The organism is Streptomyces sp. 11x1, from assembly GCF_032598905.1.
Lineage (GTDB): Bacteria > Actinomycetota > Actinomycetes > Streptomycetales > Streptomycetaceae > Streptomyces.
This window is the reverse complement of the sequence record NZ_CP122458.1, coordinates 4,290,126-4,310,061: the sequence shown is the minus strand read 5'-3', so window position 1 is coordinate 4,310,061 and position 19,936 is coordinate 4,290,126. Positions and strand designations below refer to the sequence as shown.

The window sequence follows — 19,936 nt, the reverse complement described above, 5'->3', positions numbered from 1 at the left end:
GGCTGCGCGCGATGCCGCCGCTCCGTGGCGTCCGGGTGTCCCGGCTGCTCTCCCGGCTGCGTCCGGTCCCCTCGCTGCGGGCCACGTTCACCGTGTCGTTCGTGGCGGTGGCGTGTGTCGTCACCGTCCTCGTCGGGATCCTCAGCTACAGCGCGGCGGCGCGGCTGGTGCGGGTCGACGAGCAGACCGTGTTCGCCGAGGTCGTGCGTGATCTGCGGGAGTTGGTGGAGCAGGACCCGCTGACGCCGGAGGACTTCGCGTCGGGCGACACCGGCGGTCCGCGCGACGACCTGATCCGCTCCGGCCGGACGGACGTCCAGGTGCTCGGCCCGCACGGGGAGATCCTCGACAAGGGCGCCCCCGGCCTGCCCGTCCGTGACGCCGACCGCCGTACGGCCGACGCGGCGCCGGCGGGGGTGACGGTGGAGCACGGCGAGGTCGAGGTCGGCAACGACCGCTACCGGGTGGTGACCGTCGCGCTCGGCGGCGGCCGGGGCGCGGTGCAGGTCGCGCAGGAGTTCAGCGACACGGAGGACCTGCTGCGGGAGCTGCAGCAACGGACCCTGTTGTTCGTCTCCGGTGTCGTCATCTCGGCCGGGCTGTTCGGGTGGTGGCTGGCGCGGCGGCAGACCCGGCGGCTGGTGCAGCTGGCGGGGGCGGCGGAGGACGTGGCCCGGACCGGGCATCTCGGCATCCAGGTGCCGGTCGCGGGCCGGGACGAGGTGGGGCGGCTGGGCCGCTCCTTCGACCGCATGCTGGTTCGGCTCGCGCAGTCGGAGGAGGACCAACGGCGCCTGGTCCAGGACGCGGGACACGAACTGCGCACGCCCCTCACGTCCCTGCGTACCAACATCTCCCTGCTCCGGCGCATCGACGAGCTGCCGCCGCGGGTACGGGAGGAACTCGTCGACGACCTCTCCCAGGAGGCCCTGGAACTGACCGACCTGGTGAACGAGTTGGTCGACCTCGCGGCCGGGCAGTCGAGCACCGAGCCGGTGCAGCGGGTGCAGTTGGCCGACCTCGCGGAGGAGGTCGCCGGGACCGCGCGGCGGCGCACCGGGCGCGAGATCGTCGTCCGGGTGGCCGGGGACACGACCGTCGAGGGGAGGGCCGGGGCGCTGCAGCGGGCCATCTCCAACCTGGTGGAGAACGCGGCCAAGTTCGACCGCGGCGGCTCGGGGGCGATCGAGGTCGTGGTGGCCCGGGGGCCGGCGGGGGCCCTCGGTGAGCTGGGCGGTCTGGGTGAGCTGGGGGACCGCGGCGACCTGGGCGGGCTCGCCGTTCCGGGCGGACCCGGCCACGACTCGGACGTGGTCCGCGTCGAGGTCCTCGACCGGGGCCCCGGCGTCCCCGACTGCGACCTCGAACGCATCTTCGACCGCTTCTATCGGGCCCCCGACGCCCGCAGTCTGCCCGGTTCGGGCCTCGGCCTCTCGATCGTCCGAGCCGTCTCCTCCGCCCACGAGGGTGCCCCGTTCGCCTTCCGCCGCGAGGGCGGGGGCCTGGTGACCGGCTTCACGGTACGGGGGGTCGCCGACGGCGGAGGGAGCGTCGGCGGCGCCGGGTGACGGGGCGGGACGGTACGTGCCGATGTGCGAGGGCTGACGAGGTGGGCGGGGCGCGAGCGGCTCGGGCGGAGTGGGTGGTTCAGGGCCTCGGGCGGGTCGCTCCCGCGCTCCAACGGCCGAGGACCGGTTCGCTCAGGGTGCGGGCCGTCCAGCACAGGGTCTGGCCGTGGCGGGTGAAGAGTTCGTCGCGGTCGTCGAAGCGGCCGAGGTCGGCGACGACCCGGGCGGAGAGATCGCAGGCGGGGCCGGATCCGGTGCCGGCCTCGGTGCCGCAGGCGTCCCAGCGGACCCCCGTACGGGCCACCGCGTCGAAGAGGGTCTCGCCGCCCTTGTTGGCGAAGCCCTCGCCGTCGCCGCCGGGGGCGGGGGAGTCGAAGAGTTCGCCGATGGGGACCCAGGCGCCGCTGATCCTGAACTCCGGCCAGGCCAGCAGGACCTGCTCCGGCACGAACGGCTTCAGCCGAGGGAACCGCGGATACCAGAAGGCCCCGTCCACCAGCAGCCCGCGCACCCGCGTCCGCACCCGGACCGCCCGTGCGACCGCCTCCAGTGCCGCCATCCGCTGACTGCACGAGCCGCGCCGCAGCCGCAGCGTCCGCGACACCCGCCGGCGGTCCTCCACCGAGTACACGGGCCGTACGTCCCGGGCGATGATCCGGTGCGCGGTCCGCAGCGCGTCACGCGGTGTGGCCTCGTTCAGCACCCGGCGCGCGACCGCCCCGACCAGCGGGTCGTCATGGTCCAGGATCTGCGTGGCCCGGGTGGAGCCGAGCACGCCCGAGGGTTCCCGCACATTCACCGCGGCCCGTTTGACCTGCGCGTTGTACGACATGAGCAGCCGACTGGTCATGACGGTTCCGTCCCCGTACCCGTTGTGTCCGCGCTCCCGGCGGAGCGCCGCCCGCCCCCTGCGGGCACCCTCCCGCCCATCATCACACGACCCTCCGACCGGCTCGCGAACCACTCGGGGTGAGGGTCGGGCCGGGGCTCCAGGCCCCGCGGCCCGGGCGTGATCCAGACGACAGGGCCTAGGGCGACGCGCTTTCGTAGTACTTCCACCGACCCCATTGCGGCGGCGCGAACGGGCCGACTACGGTCATTCCTGCGCTCACGGAGAGTGCTCGAACGATTACTAACCTGCACCGCAAGGCTACTCATCTGTGCGCCAGTCGTCAGCGCACCCCCGGCCGTCGACACCCGAGGAGGAGCCACGGACGCGGTAGGGAGGCGAGCAATCCCTTCTCGTCGCAATGGAGTTGATCACCCGTGACCGAAACCGCCCGTAGTCTCCGCGCCCCGTTCCCCGGTGCCGCCCCCTGGCTCTCGCCCGCGGCGACGACGTACACCCTGTTCTGTCCGTCCCTCGACACCTCCCCGCTCATCGCCCGTGACTTCGTCGCCACCGTCCTGCGCGCCCTCGGGCTCGACACCCTCGTCGACGCGGCCGCCCTGTGCACGTCCGAGCTGGTCACGAACGCCTGTGTGCACGCCAAGGGCGGAGGATCGGTTCTCTGGCTGTCGGTGGAGACCTGGCGCGTGCGCGTGATCGTCTTCGACGGGGACGAGAGCCCGCCGGTCATGCGGGAGTTGACGCCGGGCGGCTGGGAGGAGGGTGGACGCGGGCTCTACCTCGTGGACGCCCTCACCGAAGGGCACTGGGGCACCGCCGCGGCCCTCCCGGCCGGCGGCAACCTCGTCCACCCCGACGGCAAGGCGGTCTGGTTCGACCTGGCGGCACCGAGCGCGTCCCTGACCAGGTGAGGGCCCGCACGGGCCCAAATCCGTTTGTGACCGGTCCCGTTCGCGTATTACATGCCGTGGGTCGAACGAAGGGTGGCCGCATGCGGAGCAGGGCCGGGTTCATAGCGGATGCGTACGGACTGGGAGGCGGGGCCTGGGAGATGGCGCCCGTCGCCCGTGGGGCCCTGGGGCAGATCTGGCGGTTGTCCGGGGGCGACGGGGTGTGGGCGGTCAAGGAGTTGCTGTTCGGGTGTGACGAGGAGCAGGTCGCTCGGGAGGCCGGGCTGCGGAACGCGGCGGAGGGGCTGGGGATCTCGGCGCCACGCTTCCTCGCGGACCGGCACGGGGCGTATGTGTCACGGCTCCCGGAGTCGATGGGCGGGGCGTACGTGAAGGTGTACGGCTGGGTGGACGGGAGCGAGGCGGACCCCCGTGACCCGGAGCTGCTCACCTGGTGCGGGCGGACCCTCGCGCTGCTGCACCGGGCCGGGGAGGGGACCGGGGAGACGCCGAACGACTGGTACGAGCGGTGTCCTGGGCCGGCGGAGTGGGCTCGGGTGTGCGAGGCGGTACGGCGGGCCGGGGTGCCGTGGGCGGCGGCGCTGGAGCGGTTCGCGGTCACTCGGGCGGTGGAGTTGGCGGCGTACGTCACCCCGTCCGGGGGGGGCGACACCGTGACCTCGCATCTCGACATGCGGCCGCAGAACGTGCTGGTGGGGCCGGTCGGACCCGCCCTCCTCGACTGGGACAACGCCGGGCCCGTCTCGGCGGAGCGGGAACTCGCCCGGGCCGTCCATGTGTGGGCCGGCGGGAACGGCTTCCGCGCCGCGTCCGCCCGGCGGCTGGTGCGTGGCTACGTGGCGGCCGGAGGGCCCGGGCGTATCAAGGGCGTGGAGTCGTTCTCCATGCTCTTCGCGACCGAGCTGAACTATGTGCGGGTGCAGGCCGAGTGCGCGATCGATCCGGAAGTCACCGCGGCACAGCGGGAGTTCGCGGACGGGCAGATCGTGGAGCTGCTGGCCAAGGCCAGGCTGCCGGACCCCGCGGCCGTCGACCGGCTGGTGGCCGCCCTCGCCCCCGAGTGGTGACCGGCCCTCGGTGACGGAGGGACGGCGCTCATGTCCGGTCGATGTGGACGTTCGTGGACTTCACCCGGGCCGTGGCCTCCATGCCGACCTCCAGGCCCAGTTCCTCCACGGCCTCCCGGGTGAGCAGGGAGACCAGGCGGTGCGGACCCGCCTGGATCTCGACCTGGGCCGCCACGTCACCGAGCTTCACGGCGGTGACGATGCCGGAGAAGGCGTTGCGCGCCGACGTGTACGGAACCTCGGCCTCGTCGGCGGCGTCCCGGGCGAGGCGTACGGAGAAGGCCGCGAGGTCCTTCCCGTCGATGAGCCGACGCCCGCTCTCGTCGCGTCGCGTCGCCATCCGGCCCGCGTCCGCCCAGCGCCGCGCGGTGTCGGGGCTGACCCCGAGCAGCCGCGCGGCCTGCCCGATCGTGTAGGACTGCATGGGCGCCAAGATATGCGGGCCGGCGAGAATACGCTCAGCGCGCCCCGGCGCCGCCCGCGACCGGTGCCGTACGCCGTCGGCCCGCCCGGCCGACGAACACCGCCACCACGGCCAGCAGCAGCCCGACCGCCGCCGCACCGCCCCCGATCGTCACCAGCTCCGAGTCCAACTCGGGGTGCTTGGTCTTCGACGTGCCGTCCGGGGTGGCCAGGTGCTCCTCGCCCTTGTACGCCACCGGCGCGGTGCGGTCCTCCGGCGGCTTCCCCGCGGCCTCGACCGCGGCGGGCGCGTCGACGATGCCGTACCCGTCCAGCGGGCTGTGCCCCTGGGCGGCGTGCCCGGCGGTCGTGGTCAGGATCGTCCTGACCTGGGCCGGGGTCAGCTTGTCGTTGCGGGAGAGCATCAGGGCGACGACACCGGAGGCGAGCGCCGTCGCGGGCGAGGTGCCGTCGATCGTCGCGTAGCCGCCGCCGTCGCTCGCGCTCATGATGTCCACGCCGGGTGCCGCGACCGCGTTGTACGTCCGCACGGTGGAGAACGCGGCCCGGGTGCCGTCCTGCTGGAGCGCGGCGACCGCGATCACACCCGGGTAACCCGCCGGGTACTGGGCGTCGTTGAAGAGGTCGCCGTTGTTGCCCGCCGAGGCGAGGACCGGGACGCCCGCCAGGGCGGCGCGGCCCAGGGCGTCGGTCTCGTCCTCGTCGTAGCTGTTGCCGAGCATCTGGTCGCCGATCGACATGGAGATCACGTCCGCGCCGTGCTCGATCGCGTAGTCGATCCCCTGCGCGATGGGGTTGCCGCCCTTGCTGTACCCCGGCTCGCCGCTCCCGTCGGTCACCCGCAGCGAGAGGATCTTCGCCTTCGGGGCGACCTTGAGGACGTCCGAGGCCATCGCCGTACCGTGCCGGCCCTCGTTGTCCGCCTCCTCGGAGTCCGAGCCCTCCCCGATGTAGTCGGGGCCCGTGGTCACCTTCCCCTTCAGAGCGGGATGGTCGGCGTCCACGCCGGTGTCGAGGACCGCGACGGTGACGCCCTCGCCCTGGGCGACCTGCTGTGCCGCGCCCAGCTTCAGCGCCTGGTACTCCCAGGACCGGGGGGTCGTCTCGGCCGCGCTCGCCGTGCCCGTGGCCGCCGTGGCGAGCAGCAGCGCCGCCGTGGACGCGAGGACGCCGGTCCGCCGCATGGTCGTGCCGCTCATGAGGTCTCCAGCAACAGGTCACCGAGGTGGTAACTGACGTCTTCGCACAGGGCCTTCGCCGCGCCCCGCCACGCGGCGCGGTCGTCGCCCGCGTCCCAGTTGTGGCTGCCGTACTCGCCCGGCAGATGGCCCGCCTCACGGCCGTCGACCGCGCCGGTGGAGGCCACGACGACATACGGCAACGACGATTCCGGAACGGTGACCCCCGCCCCGCCGTTGCTGCGCGCGTCGCTCCACTTCGCCGCGATGGTGCCGGGCACGGTGAACGCCTTCACCCCGACCTCGGGGTCGAGCTTGTCCTCGTCCTTCTCGAAGAACGCGGTCATCTCCGCCTTCGCGGACTCCCCGGTGGGCAGCACGATCAGCGCGACCGTGCCGACGGTGTTCCCCGTGGGGTCCACGTACGTGGCGCGCAGCACCGCCTCGCAGTCGAGCTTCGCGACGGCGGCCGAGGTGACCTTGTTCAGGCCCTTCGTGCAGTCGGTGTCCTCGGATATGCCGATCCGGTGCCAGGTGGCCCGCGAGCCGTCCGGCTTCGTGGTCGTCGCTCTCACCCGGGGGGCCAGGGCGTCGGGGAAGAGCTGGTCCGCCGGCTCGTTCCGCCACATGGTCGGGCCGTAGCCGTCGCGGTTGGGAATGTCCTGGGCGGCGTTCGAGTACGCGTGCCCGACCAGGAGGCCGCCGCCGAGCATGCCGAGCAGCCCGAAGAACCCGAGGGCGCCGGCGAGACACCCACGGGCCGCGCCGCCCTTGGCCGGGGGAGGGGTCGGGACCGGGGCGGGGTGGGGCGGTGTGGGACCTGGGTACTGCGGCGCCTGGCCCGGGTGGGGCGCCTGCGCCGGGGGCTGCTGTGGCCAGGCCGCCTGCTGGGGCGGTTGGCCGTACGGTTGGGGCGGTTGCCCGTGCTGCCCGTAGGGGTTGGGCGGTTGTCCATGGCCTGCGGCAGGGCCGGGCCGCTGGGGCGGTGTCGGATAGGACATGGCCCCTCTCCTCGTCGTCGGTGTCATCGGAAGGACGCGCGACGCACGGGGGGAGTGGGCGGCGCCGACGCCGCGACGCGGAGCGAACGCGGCAACGCGTGGCGAACACGCCGAAGTTGCACCCGCACATGCCCCCGTACATGCGAACGCCGATCATATAGAGCCATGGTGACGGGTAGTCGACCACCGTCGAGAATTGACGTCGGCCGCCACAGGGAAGCGACCCCGGCCTCCCCCCACGTCGGGAAGTGGAACTCCGAGCAGGCCCGTCACCACCGGTCAGACCGTGTTCCAGCCATGCCAGGGGCCGTGCCTCATCGCAGCGTCGTCATGAACTTCCCCAACCGGGCGATCCCCTCCCGCAGTTCGTCCGTCGAGGCCGCGTAGGAGAGGCGGACGTGGGTGTCGGCGGTGTGGGTGCCGAAGTCCCGGCCGGGCGTCAGGGCCACGTGCGCCTCCCGCAGGGCCCGTTCGCAGAACTCCCAGGAGGTCAGGCCGGTCCCGCTGACGTCGAAGTAGACGTAGAACGCCCCGTCGGGCGGCACCGGGACCGGCAGCCCGATCCGTGCCAGCCCGTCCAGGACCAGCGCGCGCCGCTCGCCGAACTCCACCCGGCGCGCCTCGCACACCGCGAGGGACTCTGGGGTGAAACAGGCGAGGGCGGCGTGCTGGGCCGGGGCGGAGGCGCAGAGGAAATAGTTCTGCGCCATCCGCTCCAGGGCCGGTACGAGAGGCTCCGGGACGACGCACCAGCCGAGCCGCCAGCCGGTCATCCCGAAGTACTTCGAGAAGCTGTTGATCACGACGGCACCGGGGTCGTACGACAACGCGCTGCGCGGCGGCCGGCCTCGCTCGTCGTGGTCGCCGAGGTCGAGGTAGATCTCGTCGACGAGACGCCATGCGTCCCGCTCACGGGCCAGTTCGCAGAGCGCGGCGAGCTCGTCGGCCGGGACGGAGGTGCCGGTCGGGTTGGACGGGGTGGCGACCATGAGCCCGCGCGTACGGTCCGTCCAGTGTGCCCGCACCGCCGCCGTGTCCAGCTGGAACCGGCTCGCGGCAGTGGTGGGCACCAGCGTGACGTCGGCGCCGAAGCTCTCCACGATCTGCCGGTTGCACGGGTAGGACGGGTCGCCGATGAGCACCTCGTCACCGGGGTCGACGAGCGCGGCGGTGGCCAGCACGAGCGCGGCCGAGGCGCCGGCCGTGACGACGACCCGGCCCGGGTCGACCTCGACGCCGTGCCGGTCGCCGTAGAACCCGGCGATGGCCTCCCGCAGGGCGGGCAGTCCGAGTGCCGCCGTGTACGTCATCGGCCGCCCGTCCATCACCTCCCGCATCGCCTCCACGACGGCCGGGGGTGCGCCGAAGTCCGGTTCCCCGAGGCTGAGTTTGACGACGTCATGGCCCTGGGCGGTCAGCGCGGCGGCCTGCTTGGCGAACTCCATGGCGTAGAAGGGAGCGACGGCCCGGGCCCGCCGCGAGACCCGCATGCCGCTGTCGCCGTTCACGTCGTTCACATTGCTCATGCCGCTCATGCTGCGGCCTGGAGGGGGCCGGAGGCCAGCGGCGACCGGGGTGCGGACAGGTGGGTGGAGCGGGGCCGGGGCGAGGGGGGACCACCACTGGTTCGCCCCTACCCCCGGGCCCTCCTCTCCTCCAGCCCGTTCCGCGTGCCGTTAGGCCGTGAGCGCCCCCGCCACCAGGCCCGCCGCCCTGGCCACCAGCGGGTTGTCCGTGGGGCCCGCCGGGTCGAGTTTCGTCGAAAGGACGGACAGGACGAGGGGCGGGCGGCCGGGGGGCCAGACAACGCCGACGTCGTTGGCGACACCGTACGCCGCCCCGCCGCCGGTCTTGTCCGCGAGCGTCCAGTCGGCGGGCAGGCCGGCCCGGAACCGCTGGACGTTCGTCGAGTTGGCGATCAGCCAGTCCGTCAGCAGCTCCCGGTCCGCGTCCCGCAGGGCTCGGCCGAGGAGGAGCCGCGCGTACGTCCCGCCGATGGCCGAAGGCGTGGTGGTGTCCGTCGTCCGCCATGGCTCCGCCGTGTTCAACTCCGGCTCCCAGCGGTCGAGTCGGGTCGTCCGGTCGCCCAGCGAGCGGCAGAAGCGGGTGATCGCGCTCGGCCCGCCGAGCTCGCGCAGCAGCAGGTTCCCCGCCCCGTTGTCGCTGTGCGAGACCGTCGCGGAGCACAGCTCCCCGACCGTCATACCGGCCTCGACGTTCGCCGCCGTGCCCGTGATCGGGCTGTAGCCCGCCGCCTCGACGTACTCCTTCGTGTAGTGGATCCGCCGGGCGAGGTACTCGCCGTCGCGGTCGAGGTCCCGTAACACCGCCCCGGCGGCGAGCGTCTTGAACACCGAGCAGAGGGGGAACCGCTCGTCCGCGCGGTACGCCACCGTGCGCCCCGTCGCCGTGTCATGGGCGTAGACCCCGAGCCGCGCGGAGTACTCCCGCTCCAGCTCCGCCAGCTGGCGGGAGAGCCCCGCACCGGCACCGCCCGAGGCGTATGCCGTCCCGGCACCGAGCGTGCCGAGCGCGCCGACGGTGCCCAGAGCCGCCAGCCCACCGAGGCCGAGCGCCGTCCGACGGCGGGGGAGGGGACGTGAGTGCGCTCTCGTGGTTGCCAAGGTCGTCTCCGTACAGGTCGTCGTGATCGAGTCGTCGTAGTCTCTGACCGATATGACGAGGGCGGGGTTCCGGGAACCCCGCCCGCAGTTCGTAGGCCGTGCCGGGCGGCGCTGTTCCGCGGGGCTCGCATTCGACCGGCCGGACTCATGGCTGGATCCGTTTCAGAAGCCTGGAGGGGACAGCGCGGGCGGCGCCGGAGACGCTGATCCACTACGCGGCATGGCGAGGCCGAAGAGTGAACGACAAGTTCACAGGTCAGCGCAGGTCGACGACCACATCGTCGGAGTCACGGCTGTGGCCACCAGAACTCTGGGTCCGTTGCTGCGGACCTCTCGCGAGAACGTGGACGAACAGGATCGCCATGACTGCTGCGCCTGCCCACATGGCATGCTGCCAGCCGTCGACGAAGGACTCCTGGGCGGCTCGGGTGAGCGCCTGCGCCTGGGGGCCGGCCCCGTCGGCGGCCGCGAGGGCGTTGGCGACGCCCTCGCGGGCGGCGTCGGCGGCGTCGCCCGGAACTCCGTCGAGCCGGGAGTCGATGGCGCTGCGGTAGCCGGCGGTCAGGACCGCTCCGAGCAGCGCGACACCGAGCGCGGTGCCGAACTCCCGGGTGACGTCGTTGAGCGCGGACGCGACACCTTGACGCTCACGCGGCAAGGCGGTGGTGATGGCCTCGGTGGAGGGTGTCATCGTCAACCCCATACCGAGTCCCATGGCGAGCATGCCGGGGAGAATCGAGAGGTAGCCGCCGTCGACGGAGACGAAGGCGGCCATGAGGACCAGTCCCGTGCCGCCCGGGAATATCCCTGAGGCCATCGTCGAGCGGGTGCCGATGCGCGCGGCTGCCCGCGGGGCGAGGCCGGAGGCGAACATCATCAGCAGCGCCATCGGCATGAGCGCCAGGGTGGAGCGAAGGCCGGACCAGCCGAGCACCGTCTGGAAGTACGGGAAGAGGACCACGAAGATCCCTGCCTGCACGCCGAAGACCGTCAGGAGCGACACCGAACCGCTCGCGAGACCTCGCCGGCGGAACAGGCGGACGTCGAGGAGTGGAGCCTGCCGTCGCAGCTCCCATGCCACGAAATCCGACGGTGGCGATGACGCCGACGAGGAGGCTCAGCAGCGTCGCGGGCGCGGCCCAGCCTCGTTGGGGGCCCTCATGGAGAAAGAAGACAAGCCCGACGGCGGCGATCACCGACGACAGCGAACCGACGGCGTCGAACCCGTGCCCCGACACTTCGCGCGAGTCCGGGATGGATCGCGGAGCCATGACGGTGGCCACGACGACGAGCACGACCGGCAGGACGAAGAGCCACCGCCAGCTCGCCAGGTCGACCAGGACGGCCGACAGGTACATCCCCAAGATGCCTCCACCGCCGGCGACGCCGGTCCACACGCCGATCGCCTTGGAACGCTCCTCGTCCGGGAAGGTCGAGGTGATGACGGCGAGGGTGACCGGCATGATCATGGCTGCGCCTACGCCGCTCAGGAAACGTGCGGCGAGCATGATCTCGGATGACGTGGTAAGGTCGGCCGCCGCACTCGCTGTTCCGAAGACGAGCAGGCCTGCGAGCAGCACCGGCCCGCGGCCCCACCGGTCACCCGTTGCGCCGAGCGGCAGCAGCAACGCGGCCAGACTGATGGTGTAGATGTTGATGAACCACAAGACCTCGGCTTGCGAGGCGTCGAACGCGACGGTGAGCTCCGGCTGGGCGACGTTCAGCCCGGACACCGAAGCGATGACCGCCATGAGCGCGATGCAGACCCCGACCAGGATGGTCCGTCGTTGTCGTGGGTCTTGGCTGGGCCCTGCCGCCTGGCAGGGCACGCCGCCGAAAGCGGCGGACTGGTGCCTCAGCGCATCTGCCCCGGCGTGCAGCGCCTGCTCGACCGCCTGACCGACACCCCGATCGCCGTCTTCGACGCGGCCTGGACCCTCATCTAGCACAACGATCCGTGGGCCGCGCTGACCGGAGACGACTGGCGCGGCCGCGGTGGCCGGTCGGCGAACATCGTGTGGCGAGCCTTCCACGACGACAAGCCGTGATCGACTGGGCGCTGGGCCGGCCGATGCCGAAGCCGGTCGGCCGGGAACTGGACGCGGCGGTGCAGCGGCGCTCGCCTCACACCGAGCTGGTGGACCGGCCCGAGTAGGCACTCAGGTGGTCAGGGTGGCCGGTCGAGGTTGCCGCAGCCCCTGGAGGAGCAGTTCGATCAGGCGGCGGGGGTCGTAGCGGGGGTCGTCGTCGCGCCCGATGCAGAGGTTGCCGATGCCGCGCATCAGTTCGTAGGGCTGGATGCCGGGCCGGATGTCGCCCGCCTCGACCGCGGCGTCGAGGAGTTGGGCGCTCACGGGCTCCAGGCGGTCGACGAGGTAGGTGTGCAGCGTGGCGAAGCGGTCGCTGTCGGACTGCAGCGCGTCGGCGAGTCCGTGCTTGGTGGCCAGAAAGTCGACGAAGAGGTCGATCCACTGACGCAGTGCGTCGAACGGGGATTCCGAACTGGCCAGCAGCTTCGGTCCGGCCTCGACGCATGCCTCGATCTGATGGCGGTAGACGGCGGTGACGAGGTCCGCCCGGGTCGGGAAGTGGCGGTAGATCGTGGCCATTCCGACGCCCGCCCGTTCGGCGATCTGGCGAATCGGCGCGTCGACTCCGGAGGTGACGAACACCTCGGCGGCGGCGGTGAGCACGGTTTGCTGGTTGCGCACCGCGTCGGTCCGCTTGCTCCGGGTCGGTACCTTCCCCTTGGGGCTCTCGCTGGGCATCACGCTCTTCCTTCCGGCACCACTTGACGAAACGGAGCACTGTTCCGGATATTAAGTGGTGCGACGCTCCACTTCAGGTTAGCTGAAAGCCGGGCGCCTCCACCTCCCTTGTCCTACCGCTTCCGAACCGGACCGGTGGCCGACAAGGCCCGCAGATAAGGAAGCCGCGCATCATGAGCACATCCACCACCACCGCCGACACCCTGAGCTCGTCGGCCCCGGTCCTGTCCTACAGCCCGGTGGTGCTGTCCATACCCGGACGTCCCGTGGACCTCCAGGTACGGGTCACCGCGCCCGAGACCGGCACGGACCTTCCCGTCATCCTTCTCTCCCACGGCCAGGGACCCTCGAACAACCTGTCCTCGCTCAACGGCTACGCGCCGCTCGCCAACTTCTGGGCGGCCCACGGCTTCGTCGTCATCCAGCCCACCCACCTCACCTCCAGGACACTGAGCGACCATGTCGCCGACGCCCCCGGAGCCCCCTTCTTCTGGCGCTCGCGCTCCGAGGACATGAGCCACATCCTCGACCGGCTCGACGAGATCGAGAAGGCCGTACCGCTGCTCGCCGGACGGATCGACCACACCAAGATCGCCGTCGCCGGACACTCCTTCGGCGGCTTCACCTCCAGCCTCCTGCTCGGCGCCCGCGTCACGGACGACGGCGAGGAAGTGAGCCTGCTCGAACCCCGGATCAAGGCGGGCGTGCTGCTCGCCGCGCCTGGCAGGGGTGACGTCCTCAACGGGCCCATGGCCGACATGCTGCCGGTCTTCCGAACCATCGACTTCTCCACGATGACCACACCCGTGCTGGTCGTCGCCGGCGACGAGGACGACTCCCGGCACTTCACGGACATGGGACCCGACTGGCACGCCGACCCCTACACCCTCGCCCCGGGCCCCAAGGTCCTGCTCACCCTGTTCGGCGCGGGGCACGCACTCGGCGGAATCCCCGGATACGACGTCGCCGAGACCACGGACGAGAGCCCCGAACGGGTCGCTGCCGTCGGCCGCCTCACCTCCGCCTACCTCCGCAGCCAGCTCCACCCCGGCGACAACGCCTGGCAGACCGCACGCGAGGCCCTGTCGTCCGGCCCCGACCCGGTTGGACGAGTCGAAGCCAAGTAGACCGTCCGCGAGCCTCATGGTCATGGTCACTCCCGCCGACCTGCATGATGCCGTGGGGCTCGCGGGCTATCAGCGTTCCCATACTCCGAGGGCCTCACGCACCCACCACGTCCGCCGTGGCGGGATACTCATCCCAGGTCCGCCCATCGAGCAGGCGGCCTGCAGCCTTCGGGGTCAGCCCGCCGACCTGCTTGAAGAACAGAGCCACCTGAAGATCGACACACCGATCGCGAATGTCACGGACCCAGGCCAAGTCCAGCGGCCGGTGAGCCGGGCCACTCTCACCACCGACGATCACCCAGTCGATCCGCGACAGTTCCAGGGACGGCACTGGCCCAAGCAGCGGCTCCAGCGACAGAAACCGGACAGCCGCAGGGATGCCCCGCAGCTCATCAGCCCGCCAGCAGTACTCATCCGACTCGATCGACGTGCCGATCCAGACATTGGGAAGCGACCGGTTCGCGGGGCGGGGTCAGGAGTGCGGTGGGCGGAGTCATGATCCGTAACCTCCAAGCTGGCAGTAGAGCTCTCGTCGGTCCCCCGCCTCCTGGTAGAGCCTGGCCAGCGGCCGGCACGTGCGACAGGTGCCGACCTTCGTGCAGCCGGAGCATCCACCGGTGCGGAGCTGTAGGGACTTGGCGACCGCGCCGAGCCGGGGGAGGGCTTCGACGCCCTCGGTGATGAGGTTCACGCTCGGGTCGCGGCCGACTTTGCAGATCGACGCGATGCCGTGCGGGTTGACGTGGAAGAACGTGTGGCCGGCGGTGCAGCCGGTGAAGACGCTGCGGGCCTTGAGATGACCCAGTGCCTGCGTCGCCAGGGGGTTCGCCTCGCCGTCGATCGTGGGCGGCATGTTCGTGAAGACCTGGTGCGGGAAGCCGTACGAATTCGCGAGGCACACCATCGCGGCTGTCTCGTGCGCGTTGCCGTCCGAGACGATCACGTTCAGGCGGACCGGCAGCCTGTCCTCGCGGGCGGCGTCCAGGCCCTTCAGGAACCGGCCGAACGCCCCGCGGTTCCGCGTCACCTTGTCGTACGTCTCGGCGGTGGCGCCGTAGACGCTCAGCGTCAGTCGGTACGGCCGGCGGTGGGCGAACAGGCCTCGGATCGGCTGCTTCCGCAGCGAGGAGCCGTTGGACGAGACCTGGACCATCATCCCGAGCTGGTGGGCGTACTCGTACGCGGCGCCGAACTCGCGGTCGATCAGCGCCTCACCGCCGGTGATCTGCAACCACAAGACACCGGCGTCCCTCAGTGTCTGCAGCAGTGCCTCCTTACCGGCCCAGTCCAGGCCCTCGAACCGCTCGCCAGTACTACGCACCGCAGCCGCCACTGGCCCGCGGTGCGTGAAGTCCTGGACGCGGTCCTCGATCAGTTCGAGGGCGCCTCCCGGCACATGATGAGGGTGGAGCCCTTAAGGCTCCACCCAATGCCCAAGAACCCCAGGTCAGGGCCACACCAGGCAATAAGGCTGATGCCCCGCCTCGTGCAGCCGATGCGAGAAGTCCTGCCACTCGTGCAGCAGTTGGTAGACGTTGAACGCGTCACGCGGGCCGCCGCGGTCCGGGACCGTCGACCAGATGAACGCGGCAGCGCCGACCGCCTCCTCGCCGATGCCGCGCAGCGGGTCGACGACGGTCATGGGGAGCTTCACGACCGCGTAGTCGGGGTGCAGGACGACCAGTTCGAGCGGGGGCACCTTGTGGAGGGGGACGCCTTCGATGCCGGTCAGCACCATCGCGGCCATCGTCTCCGGCTTGATCTTGGTGAACATGCCGTTCATGCCGAGTTCGTCGCCGCCGAGTTCCTCGGGGCGCATCGAGATCGGGACACGGGCCGCGGTCGCGCCGTCGGGCGCGCCGAAGTATTTGTAGGTCACCCCCACCCGGCCACCATTCCCGCTCCCCGCCCGGAGCCGGCCCACCACGTGGTCCAGGCCGTCCACCCGGTCCGTGCGGTCCGCGCTCTCGATGCGGTCCATACGGTCCTTGCGGTCCGCGCGGCTCCTGCGTTCCGCACGCGTCCTGCGATCCACCAGGTCAGGCCGGTCCATCCGGTCCGTCTGATCCATTCCGTCCACACGATTGACACGATCCACATGATCGGCGCGATCCATACGGTCCATACCGTCCATACGGCTGCGCCGCCCGATCCGCTCAGCGCCACCGCCCTGGATCCGGTCGGAAGTGCCCTCGGCACGGCCGAGTCCGCCTGTGGACCGGTCGGGTCCCTGCGCGGAGCGGTCGGTTCCACCCTCGCCCCGGTCGGAACCGGTCGGAATCCCCCCGGTGCCGGTCTGCCCGGTGCCGGCCTGGGAACGGTCGGTATCGCCCTGCGCACCGCGTCGGCGACGCGAGCGCGGCGAAGCCGGCGGAGCCTCCGGCCGCTGGTCCTGCCGCTGGTCCTGCAAACCGCGTGCGTCACGCGCGGCGCGCGGATCGAGTGGGTCGTGTGTGCCGTGTGCACCCTGCGGACCGTACACGCCCGGCTGCCCCTGCGGTGTGTACGGGGGCTGTGACCCCGGCGACCCCACGGGCGGCGGCGGTACCGAGGGAAGGGGCGGCACGGGCGGCGTCGGCGGTCCCACCGGCCGGGCCGGCGGACCGCTCTGCGGCCCCGGCGACGACGACTGCGGGCCCGGCCCGGCCGCCCCGCTCACCTCGCCCGGCGCGCTGCGGTCGGTCGACCCGCCCCGCTCCTGCCGTGTCTCCGCGGCCTCCTCCGCCTCGCGCCGGTGCCTGCCCCGCCGGGCACGACGAGGACCGAGGTCACCGGTCCCCTCGCCCAGTCCGCCACCGCGATGCATATCTCCACCCGAACGCATTTCTGGGCCGCGTGACCCCCGCCGCGCAACCCGATCATCGTGTCAGTGACCTCCCCCGCGACCGCTCGCCGAAACGTGCGCGCAAACACCAGTCGGCAGGATCTTCGGAGCCTCTGACACCATGGCCTGTGTGAGCTATCCGTACGAAGCCCCAGTTTCGCAGACTCTCTTCGAGCGCGCGGCGGCCGTCACGCCCGGCGGCGTGAACTCTCCCGTGCGCGCCTTCCGCGCCGTGGGCGGTACGCCCCGGTTCATGGTGTCCGGTACCGGTCCCTATCTCACCGACGCCGACGGTCGGGAGTATGTAGATCTTGTGTGCTCGTGGGGTCCGATGATCCTCGGGCACTCCCGGCCCGAGGTCGTCGCCGCCGTCCAGGAGGCCGTCGCGCGCGGCACCTCCTTCGGTACGCCTGGCGAGGGCGAGGTCGCGCTGGCCGAGGAGATGGTCGACCGGGTCGGGCCGCTGGAGCAGGTGCGGCTGGTGTCCAGCGGTACCGAGGCCACCATGTCGGCGATCCGGCTCGCCCGCGGTTTCACCGGCCGCGCCAAGGTGGTGAAGTTCGCCGGGTGTTACCACGGTCACGTCGACTCGCTGCTCGCCGCCGCCGGGTCCGGCCTCGCCACCTTCGCGCTCCCCGACACCCCGGGCGTCACCGGTGCCCAGGCCGGCGACACGATCGTGCTGCCCTACAACGACCTCGACGCCGTGCGCGCCGCCTTCGCCGCCCACCCCGGTGAGATCGCCTGTGTGATCACCGAGGCCTCTCCGGGCAACATGGGCGTCGTCCCGCCGCTGCCGGGCTTCAACCAGGGCCTCAAGGACGTCTGCGCGGAGAACGGCGCGCTGTACGTGTCCGACGAGGTGATGACCGGCTTCCGGACCAGCCGGGCCGGGTGGTTCGGCATCGACGGGGTCGTCCCGGACCTGATGACCTTCGGCAAGGTGATGGGCGGCGGCTTCCCCGCCGCGGCCTTCGGCGGTCGCGCCGACGTGATGGCCCGCCTCGCGCCCGCCGGGCCCGTCTATCAGGCCGGCACGCTCTCCGGGAACCCGGTCGCGACGGCCGCCGGGCTCGCGCAGCTGCGGCTGCTGGACGAGGCGGCGTACGACGTCGTCGACGCCGTGTCCCGGCAGATCCAGGGGCTCGTCACGGACGCGCTCAGCAAGGAGGGCGTCGCGCACACGCTGCAGAACGCCTCCAACATGTTCTCCGTGTTCTTCACGGAGACGCCCGTGCGGAACTACGAGGAGGCCAAGGCGCAGGAGTCGTACCGCTTCAACGCCTTCTTCCACTCGATGCTGTCGCAGGGCGTCTACTTGCCGCCGTCGTCGTTCGAGTCGTGGTTCGTGTCGACCGCGCACGACGAGCGGGCGGTTCAGCGGATCGCCGACGCCCTTCCGGCGGCGGCGCGGGCAGCAGCGGAGGCTTCGGCAGCATGAGTGACATCACGGTCGTCCACCTGATGCGGCACGGCGAGGTCGCCAACCCGGAGGGGATCCTTTACGGGCGCCTGGACGGGTACCACCTCTCCGACCTCGGGCGGCGCATGGCCGACCGGGTCGCCGAGCACCTGGCGCCCCGGGACGTCACGCACGTCGTCGCCTCCCCGCTGGAGCGGGCGCAGGAGACGGCGACGCCGATCGCCAAGGCGCACGGGCTCGACCTCGCCACCGACGGGCGGCTCATCGAGGCGGACAACGTCTTCCAGGGCAAGACCTTCGGGGTCGGCGACGGCGCGCTGAAGCGGCCGGAGAACTGGAAGCACCTGGTTAACCCGTTCAAGCCGTCGTGGGGCGAGCCGTACGTCGACCAGGTCGTGCGGATGATGGGGGCGCTCGACGCGGCGAAGGACGCGGCGCGCGGGCACGAGGCCGTGCTGGTCTCGCACCAGCTGCCGATCTGGATCGTGCGGTCGTACGTCGAGAAGCGGCGGCTGTGGCACGATCCGCGCCGGCGGCAGTGCACGCTCGCGTCGCTGACCACGTTCACGTACCAGGGCGACAGGATCGTTTCCGTGGGGTACAGCGAGCCCGCGCGGGATCTGGTGCCGCCGCATCTGCTGGCGGGCGCGAAGCCGGTCAAGGGAAAAGACAAGGCCTTTGGCGCGTGAGCGCTCCGCCGAACAGCCGTGTTTGAGGTTGTCGGGGAACTGCGGGTCCGTCGTGGTTGCTCGCGCAGTTCCCCGCGCCCCTAAAGGCGTCTGAGTTTCCCGGAGATCAAAAGGAACCGCCGCGTCCTCTCCGCCCTCTCAGACGGTGTGCTTCACGTGAACTGGTGCGTGAACTGGCCAAGGGGGATGCAATGCGCGAGATGTCGCGGAGGGGGATGCTCGGTGTCGGCGCGGGAGCGGTCGCCGGACTGGGTCTGACGGGGTGCGGTACGGGGTTCGGGGGCAAGCCGAGCGAGGCCGGCGGGGCCGGTGACGGCGGCAAGGGCTCGGGGAAGAAGAAGCCGGGGAAGACGGCGAAGCCGCTGGGTGACGGGTCGACCTCGTACACCGGCAAGCAGCCGAACCAGCCGGGGAAGCCGCGGCCGCTGGCGCCCGGCGAGACGCCGCCGCAGTTCGTGGTGTTCTCCTGGGACGGGGCCGGCGACGTCGGGAACGGGCTTTTCGAGCGGTTCCTGAAAGCCGGGCGGGACCACGACGCCCATATGACGTTCTTCCTCTCCGGGATCTATCTCCTGCCGGAATCGAAGAAGCGTGTCTACCTTCCGCCGAACAACGCGCCCGGCGCCTCCGACATCGGTTATCTGACGGACGAGCACATCAAGTCGACGCTGGGACACCTGCGTACGGCGTGGCTCGACGGGCACGAGATAGGCACCCATTTCAACGGCCATTTCTGCGGCGGCAGCGGCTCGGTCGGCAACTGGACGCCGAAGCAGTGGCGCAGCGAGATCGAGCAGGCGAAGTCCTTCGTCAAGGAGTGGCGGACCAACAGCGGCTGGACGGACGTCGAGCCCCTGCCGTTCGACTACGACAAGGAGCTGGTCGGCGGCCGGACGCCGTGTCTGCTGGGGCAGGAGAACCTGCTGCCCACCGCGCGCGAGCTGGGCTGGCGCTACGACTCCTCCTCGCCCGGCGGCCTCCAGGTCTGGCCGAAGAAGAAGCAGGGGCTGTGGGACCTGCCCCTGCAGTCCGTGCCGTTCCCCGGGCGGAGCTTCGAGGTGCTCTCCATGGACTACAACATCATGTACAACCAGTCCCAGAACTCCACCCAGGCCCCACCCGCCAACTACCCGGCCTACCGCACCCAGGCCACCGGCGCGTACGTCGCCGGGTTCCAGCGGGCGTACGAGACGAACCGGGCGCCGCTGTTCATAGGGAACCACTTCGAGGAGTGGAACGGCGGGGTCTACATGGACGCCGTCGAGGAGGCCCTCAAGCACATCGCGCGGGCCAAGGAGAAGGCCAAGGACGGCGAGATACGGATCGTGTCCTTCCGGCAGTTCGTGGACTGGATGGACGCGCAGACCCCGGACGTCCTCGCCAAGCTCCAGACCCTCGGCGTGGGGCAGGAGCCGACCGGTGGGTGGAAGGAGTTCCTGGGAGCCGGTTCGACAGCCTGACCTGCGGAGAAAGGGGCCGCCGA

The 19,936-nt window shown here is 71.5% G+C and carries 16 protein-coding genes and 2 pseudogenes; 7 read left to right on the top strand and 11 right to left on the bottom strand.

Translation table 11 applies throughout. The features are described from left to right. Window positions 1–11: 11 nt before the first annotated feature. Window positions 12–1,568 (top strand): HAMP domain-containing sensor histidine kinase, encoded by a 1,557-nt coding sequence (locus tag P8T65_RS18760; RefSeq protein WP_316726446.1) that lies wholly within the window; start codon window positions 12–14, stop codon window positions 1,566–1,568. Between the two features lie 79 nt (window positions 1,569–1,647). On the opposite strand, the gene P8T65_RS18755 is transcribed toward P8T65_RS18760, so the two are convergent. Then, complete coding sequence (locus P8T65_RS18755) at window positions 1,648–2,418, bottom strand: transglutaminase domain-containing protein (protein ID WP_316726445.1); 771 nt, start codon at window positions 2,416–2,418, stop codon at window positions 1,648–1,650. A 416-nt stretch (window positions 2,419–2,834) separates the two neighbouring features. Between P8T65_RS18755 and P8T65_RS18750 the strand changes: the two genes are divergently transcribed. Both P8T65_RS18750 and P8T65_RS18745 read left to right on the top strand, forming a co-directional pair. After that, window positions 2,835–3,329, top strand: a complete 495-nt coding sequence (locus P8T65_RS18750) for an ATP-binding protein (protein WP_316726444.1) — start codon at window positions 2,835–2,837, stop codon at window positions 3,327–3,329. An 80-nt stretch (window positions 3,330–3,409) separates the two neighbouring features. Beyond that, window positions 3,410–4,396 (top strand): phosphotransferase, encoded by a 987-nt coding sequence (locus P8T65_RS18745; protein WP_316726443.1) that lies wholly within the window; start codon window positions 3,410–3,412, stop codon window positions 4,394–4,396. 28 nt (window positions 4,397–4,424) lie between these two features. On the opposite strand, the gene P8T65_RS18740 is transcribed toward P8T65_RS18745, so the two are convergent. The 7 genes and pseudogenes from P8T65_RS18740 to P8T65_RS18710 form a co-directional block, all read right to left on the bottom strand. Next, the gene (locus tag P8T65_RS18740) at window positions 4,425–4,820 is read right to left on the bottom strand and encodes a molybdopterin-binding protein (RefSeq protein WP_184904919.1); all 396 of its coding nucleotides are present in this window, start codon (window positions 4,818–4,820) and stop codon (window positions 4,425–4,427) included. A 34-nt stretch (window positions 4,821–4,854) separates the two neighbouring features. After that, entirely contained in the window at window positions 4,855–6,018 is a 1,164-nt protein-coding gene (locus tag P8T65_RS18735) for a S8 family serine peptidase (protein ID WP_316726442.1), read from the bottom strand. Then, complete coding sequence (locus tag P8T65_RS18730) at window positions 6,015–6,998, bottom strand: hypothetical protein (RefSeq protein ID WP_316726441.1); 984 nt, start codon at window positions 6,996–6,998, stop codon at window positions 6,015–6,017. Before P8T65_RS18730 ends, P8T65_RS18735 begins: the two co-directional genes overlap by 4 nt. Before the next feature lie 314 nt (window positions 6,999–7,312). After that, window positions 7,313–8,524 carry a pyridoxal phosphate-dependent aminotransferase gene (locus P8T65_RS18725; protein WP_316726440.1) on the bottom strand — a complete coding sequence of 404 codons (1,212 nt, stop codon included), beginning with the start codon at window positions 8,522–8,524 and terminating at the stop codon, window positions 7,313–7,315. Between the two features lie 150 nt (window positions 8,525–8,674). Beyond that, window positions 8,675–9,622: a class A beta-lactamase gene (bla, locus tag P8T65_RS18720; protein ID WP_316726439.1), complete on the bottom strand. Its 948-nt coding sequence runs from the start codon at window positions 9,620–9,622 to the stop codon at window positions 8,675–8,677. Between the two features lie 256 nt (window positions 9,623–9,878). Next, a pseudogene (locus P8T65_RS18715) lies at window positions 9,879–11,373 on the bottom strand (MFS transporter). A 408-nt stretch (window positions 11,374–11,781) separates the two neighbouring features. Further along, window positions 11,782–12,390, bottom strand: coding sequence for a TetR/AcrR family transcriptional regulator (locus P8T65_RS18710; protein ID WP_316726438.1), 609 nt, complete (start codon window positions 12,388–12,390; stop codon window positions 11,782–11,784). Window positions 12,391–12,563: 173 nt separating this feature from the next. Between P8T65_RS18710 and P8T65_RS18705 the strand changes: the two genes are divergently transcribed. Continuing rightward, window positions 12,564–13,517: an alpha/beta fold hydrolase gene (locus P8T65_RS18705; protein WP_316726437.1), complete on the top strand. Its 954-nt coding sequence runs from the start codon at window positions 12,564–12,566 to the stop codon at window positions 13,515–13,517. 94 nt (window positions 13,518–13,611) lie between these two features. Here the strand turns inward: P8T65_RS18705 and P8T65_RS18700 are convergent. From P8T65_RS18700 to P8T65_RS18690, 3 genes and pseudogenes are all read right to left on the bottom strand, one after another. Next, a pseudogene (locus P8T65_RS18700) lies at window positions 13,612–13,956 on the bottom strand (DUF5131 family protein); the annotation flags it as partial. Between the two features lie 54 nt (window positions 13,957–14,010). Beyond that, complete coding sequence (locus tag P8T65_RS18695; RefSeq protein WP_316726436.1) at window positions 14,011–14,913, bottom strand: radical SAM protein; 903 nt, start codon at window positions 14,911–14,913, stop codon at window positions 14,011–14,013. A 51-nt stretch (window positions 14,914–14,964) separates the two neighbouring features. Next, window positions 14,965–15,402 carry a hypothetical protein gene (locus P8T65_RS18690; RefSeq protein ID WP_003974483.1) on the bottom strand — a complete coding sequence of 146 codons (438 nt, stop codon included), beginning with the start codon at window positions 15,400–15,402 and terminating at the stop codon, window positions 14,965–14,967. A 1,060-nt stretch (window positions 15,403–16,462) separates the two neighbouring features. Here P8T65_RS18690 and hemL point away from each other — a divergent pair. The 3 genes from hemL (at window position 16,463) to P8T65_RS18675 (ending at window position 19,913) form a co-directional block, all read left to right on the top strand. Then, window positions 16,463–17,782 carry a glutamate-1-semialdehyde 2,1-aminomutase gene (gene hemL, locus P8T65_RS18685; RefSeq protein ID WP_184904913.1) on the top strand — a complete coding sequence of 440 codons (1,320 nt, stop codon included), beginning with the start codon at window positions 16,463–16,465 and terminating at the stop codon, window positions 17,780–17,782. Beyond that, window positions 17,779–18,453, top strand: coding sequence for a histidine phosphatase family protein (locus P8T65_RS18680; protein WP_316726435.1), 675 nt, complete (start codon window positions 17,779–17,781; stop codon window positions 18,451–18,453). The genes hemL and P8T65_RS18680 overlap by 4 nt, the downstream gene beginning before the upstream one ends. Window positions 18,454–18,644: 191 nt before the next feature. Continuing rightward, on the top strand, window positions 18,645–19,913 hold the full coding sequence (locus tag P8T65_RS18675; protein WP_316726434.1) for a hypothetical protein: 1,269 nt from the start codon (window positions 18,645–18,647) through the stop codon (window positions 19,911–19,913). The last annotated feature ends 23 nt before the right edge of the window (window positions 19,914–19,936 follow it).

Bases quoted from the DNA above. Each gene is read 5' to 3' on its own strand.
- P8T65_RS18675 (WP_316726434.1), top strand. From the start codon at position 18,645: ATGCGCGAGATGTCGCGGAGGGGGATGCTCGGTGTCGGCGCGGGAGCG.
- P8T65_RS18705 (WP_316726437.1), top strand. From the start codon at position 12,564: ATGAGCACATCCACCACCACCGCCGACACCCTGAGCTCGTCGGCCCCG.
- P8T65_RS18760 (WP_316726446.1), top strand. From the start codon at position 12: ATGCCGCCGCTCCGTGGCGTCCGGGTGTCCCGGCTGCTCTCCCGGCTG.
- hemL (WP_184904913.1), top strand. From the start codon at position 16,463: ATGGCCTGTGTGAGCTATCCGTACGAAGCCCCAGTTTCGCAGACTCTC.
- P8T65_RS18740 (WP_184904919.1), bottom strand. From the start codon at position 4,820: ATGCAGTCCTACACGATCGGGCAGGCCGCGCGGCTGCTCGGGGTCAGC.
- P8T65_RS18680 (WP_316726435.1), top strand. From the start codon at position 17,779: ATGAGTGACATCACGGTCGTCCACCTGATGCGGCACGGCGAGGTCGCC.
- P8T65_RS18725 (WP_316726440.1), bottom strand. From the start codon at position 8,524: ATGAGCAATGTGAACGACGTGAACGGCGACAGCGGCATGCGGGTCTCG.
- P8T65_RS18735 (WP_316726442.1), bottom strand. From the start codon at position 6,018: ATGAGCGGCACGACCATGCGGCGGACCGGCGTCCTCGCGTCCACGGCG.
- P8T65_RS18745 (WP_316726443.1), top strand. From the start codon at position 3,410: ATGCGGAGCAGGGCCGGGTTCATAGCGGATGCGTACGGACTGGGAGGC.
- P8T65_RS18730 (WP_316726441.1), bottom strand. From the start codon at position 6,998: ATGTCCTATCCGACACCGCCCCAGCGGCCCGGCCCTGCCGCAGGCCAT.
- P8T65_RS18755 (WP_316726445.1), bottom strand. From the start codon at position 2,418: ATGACCAGTCGGCTGCTCATGTCGTACAACGCGCAGGTCAAACGGGCC.
- P8T65_RS18710 (WP_316726438.1), bottom strand. From the start codon at position 12,390: ATGCCCAGCGAGAGCCCCAAGGGGAAGGTACCGACCCGGAGCAAGCGG.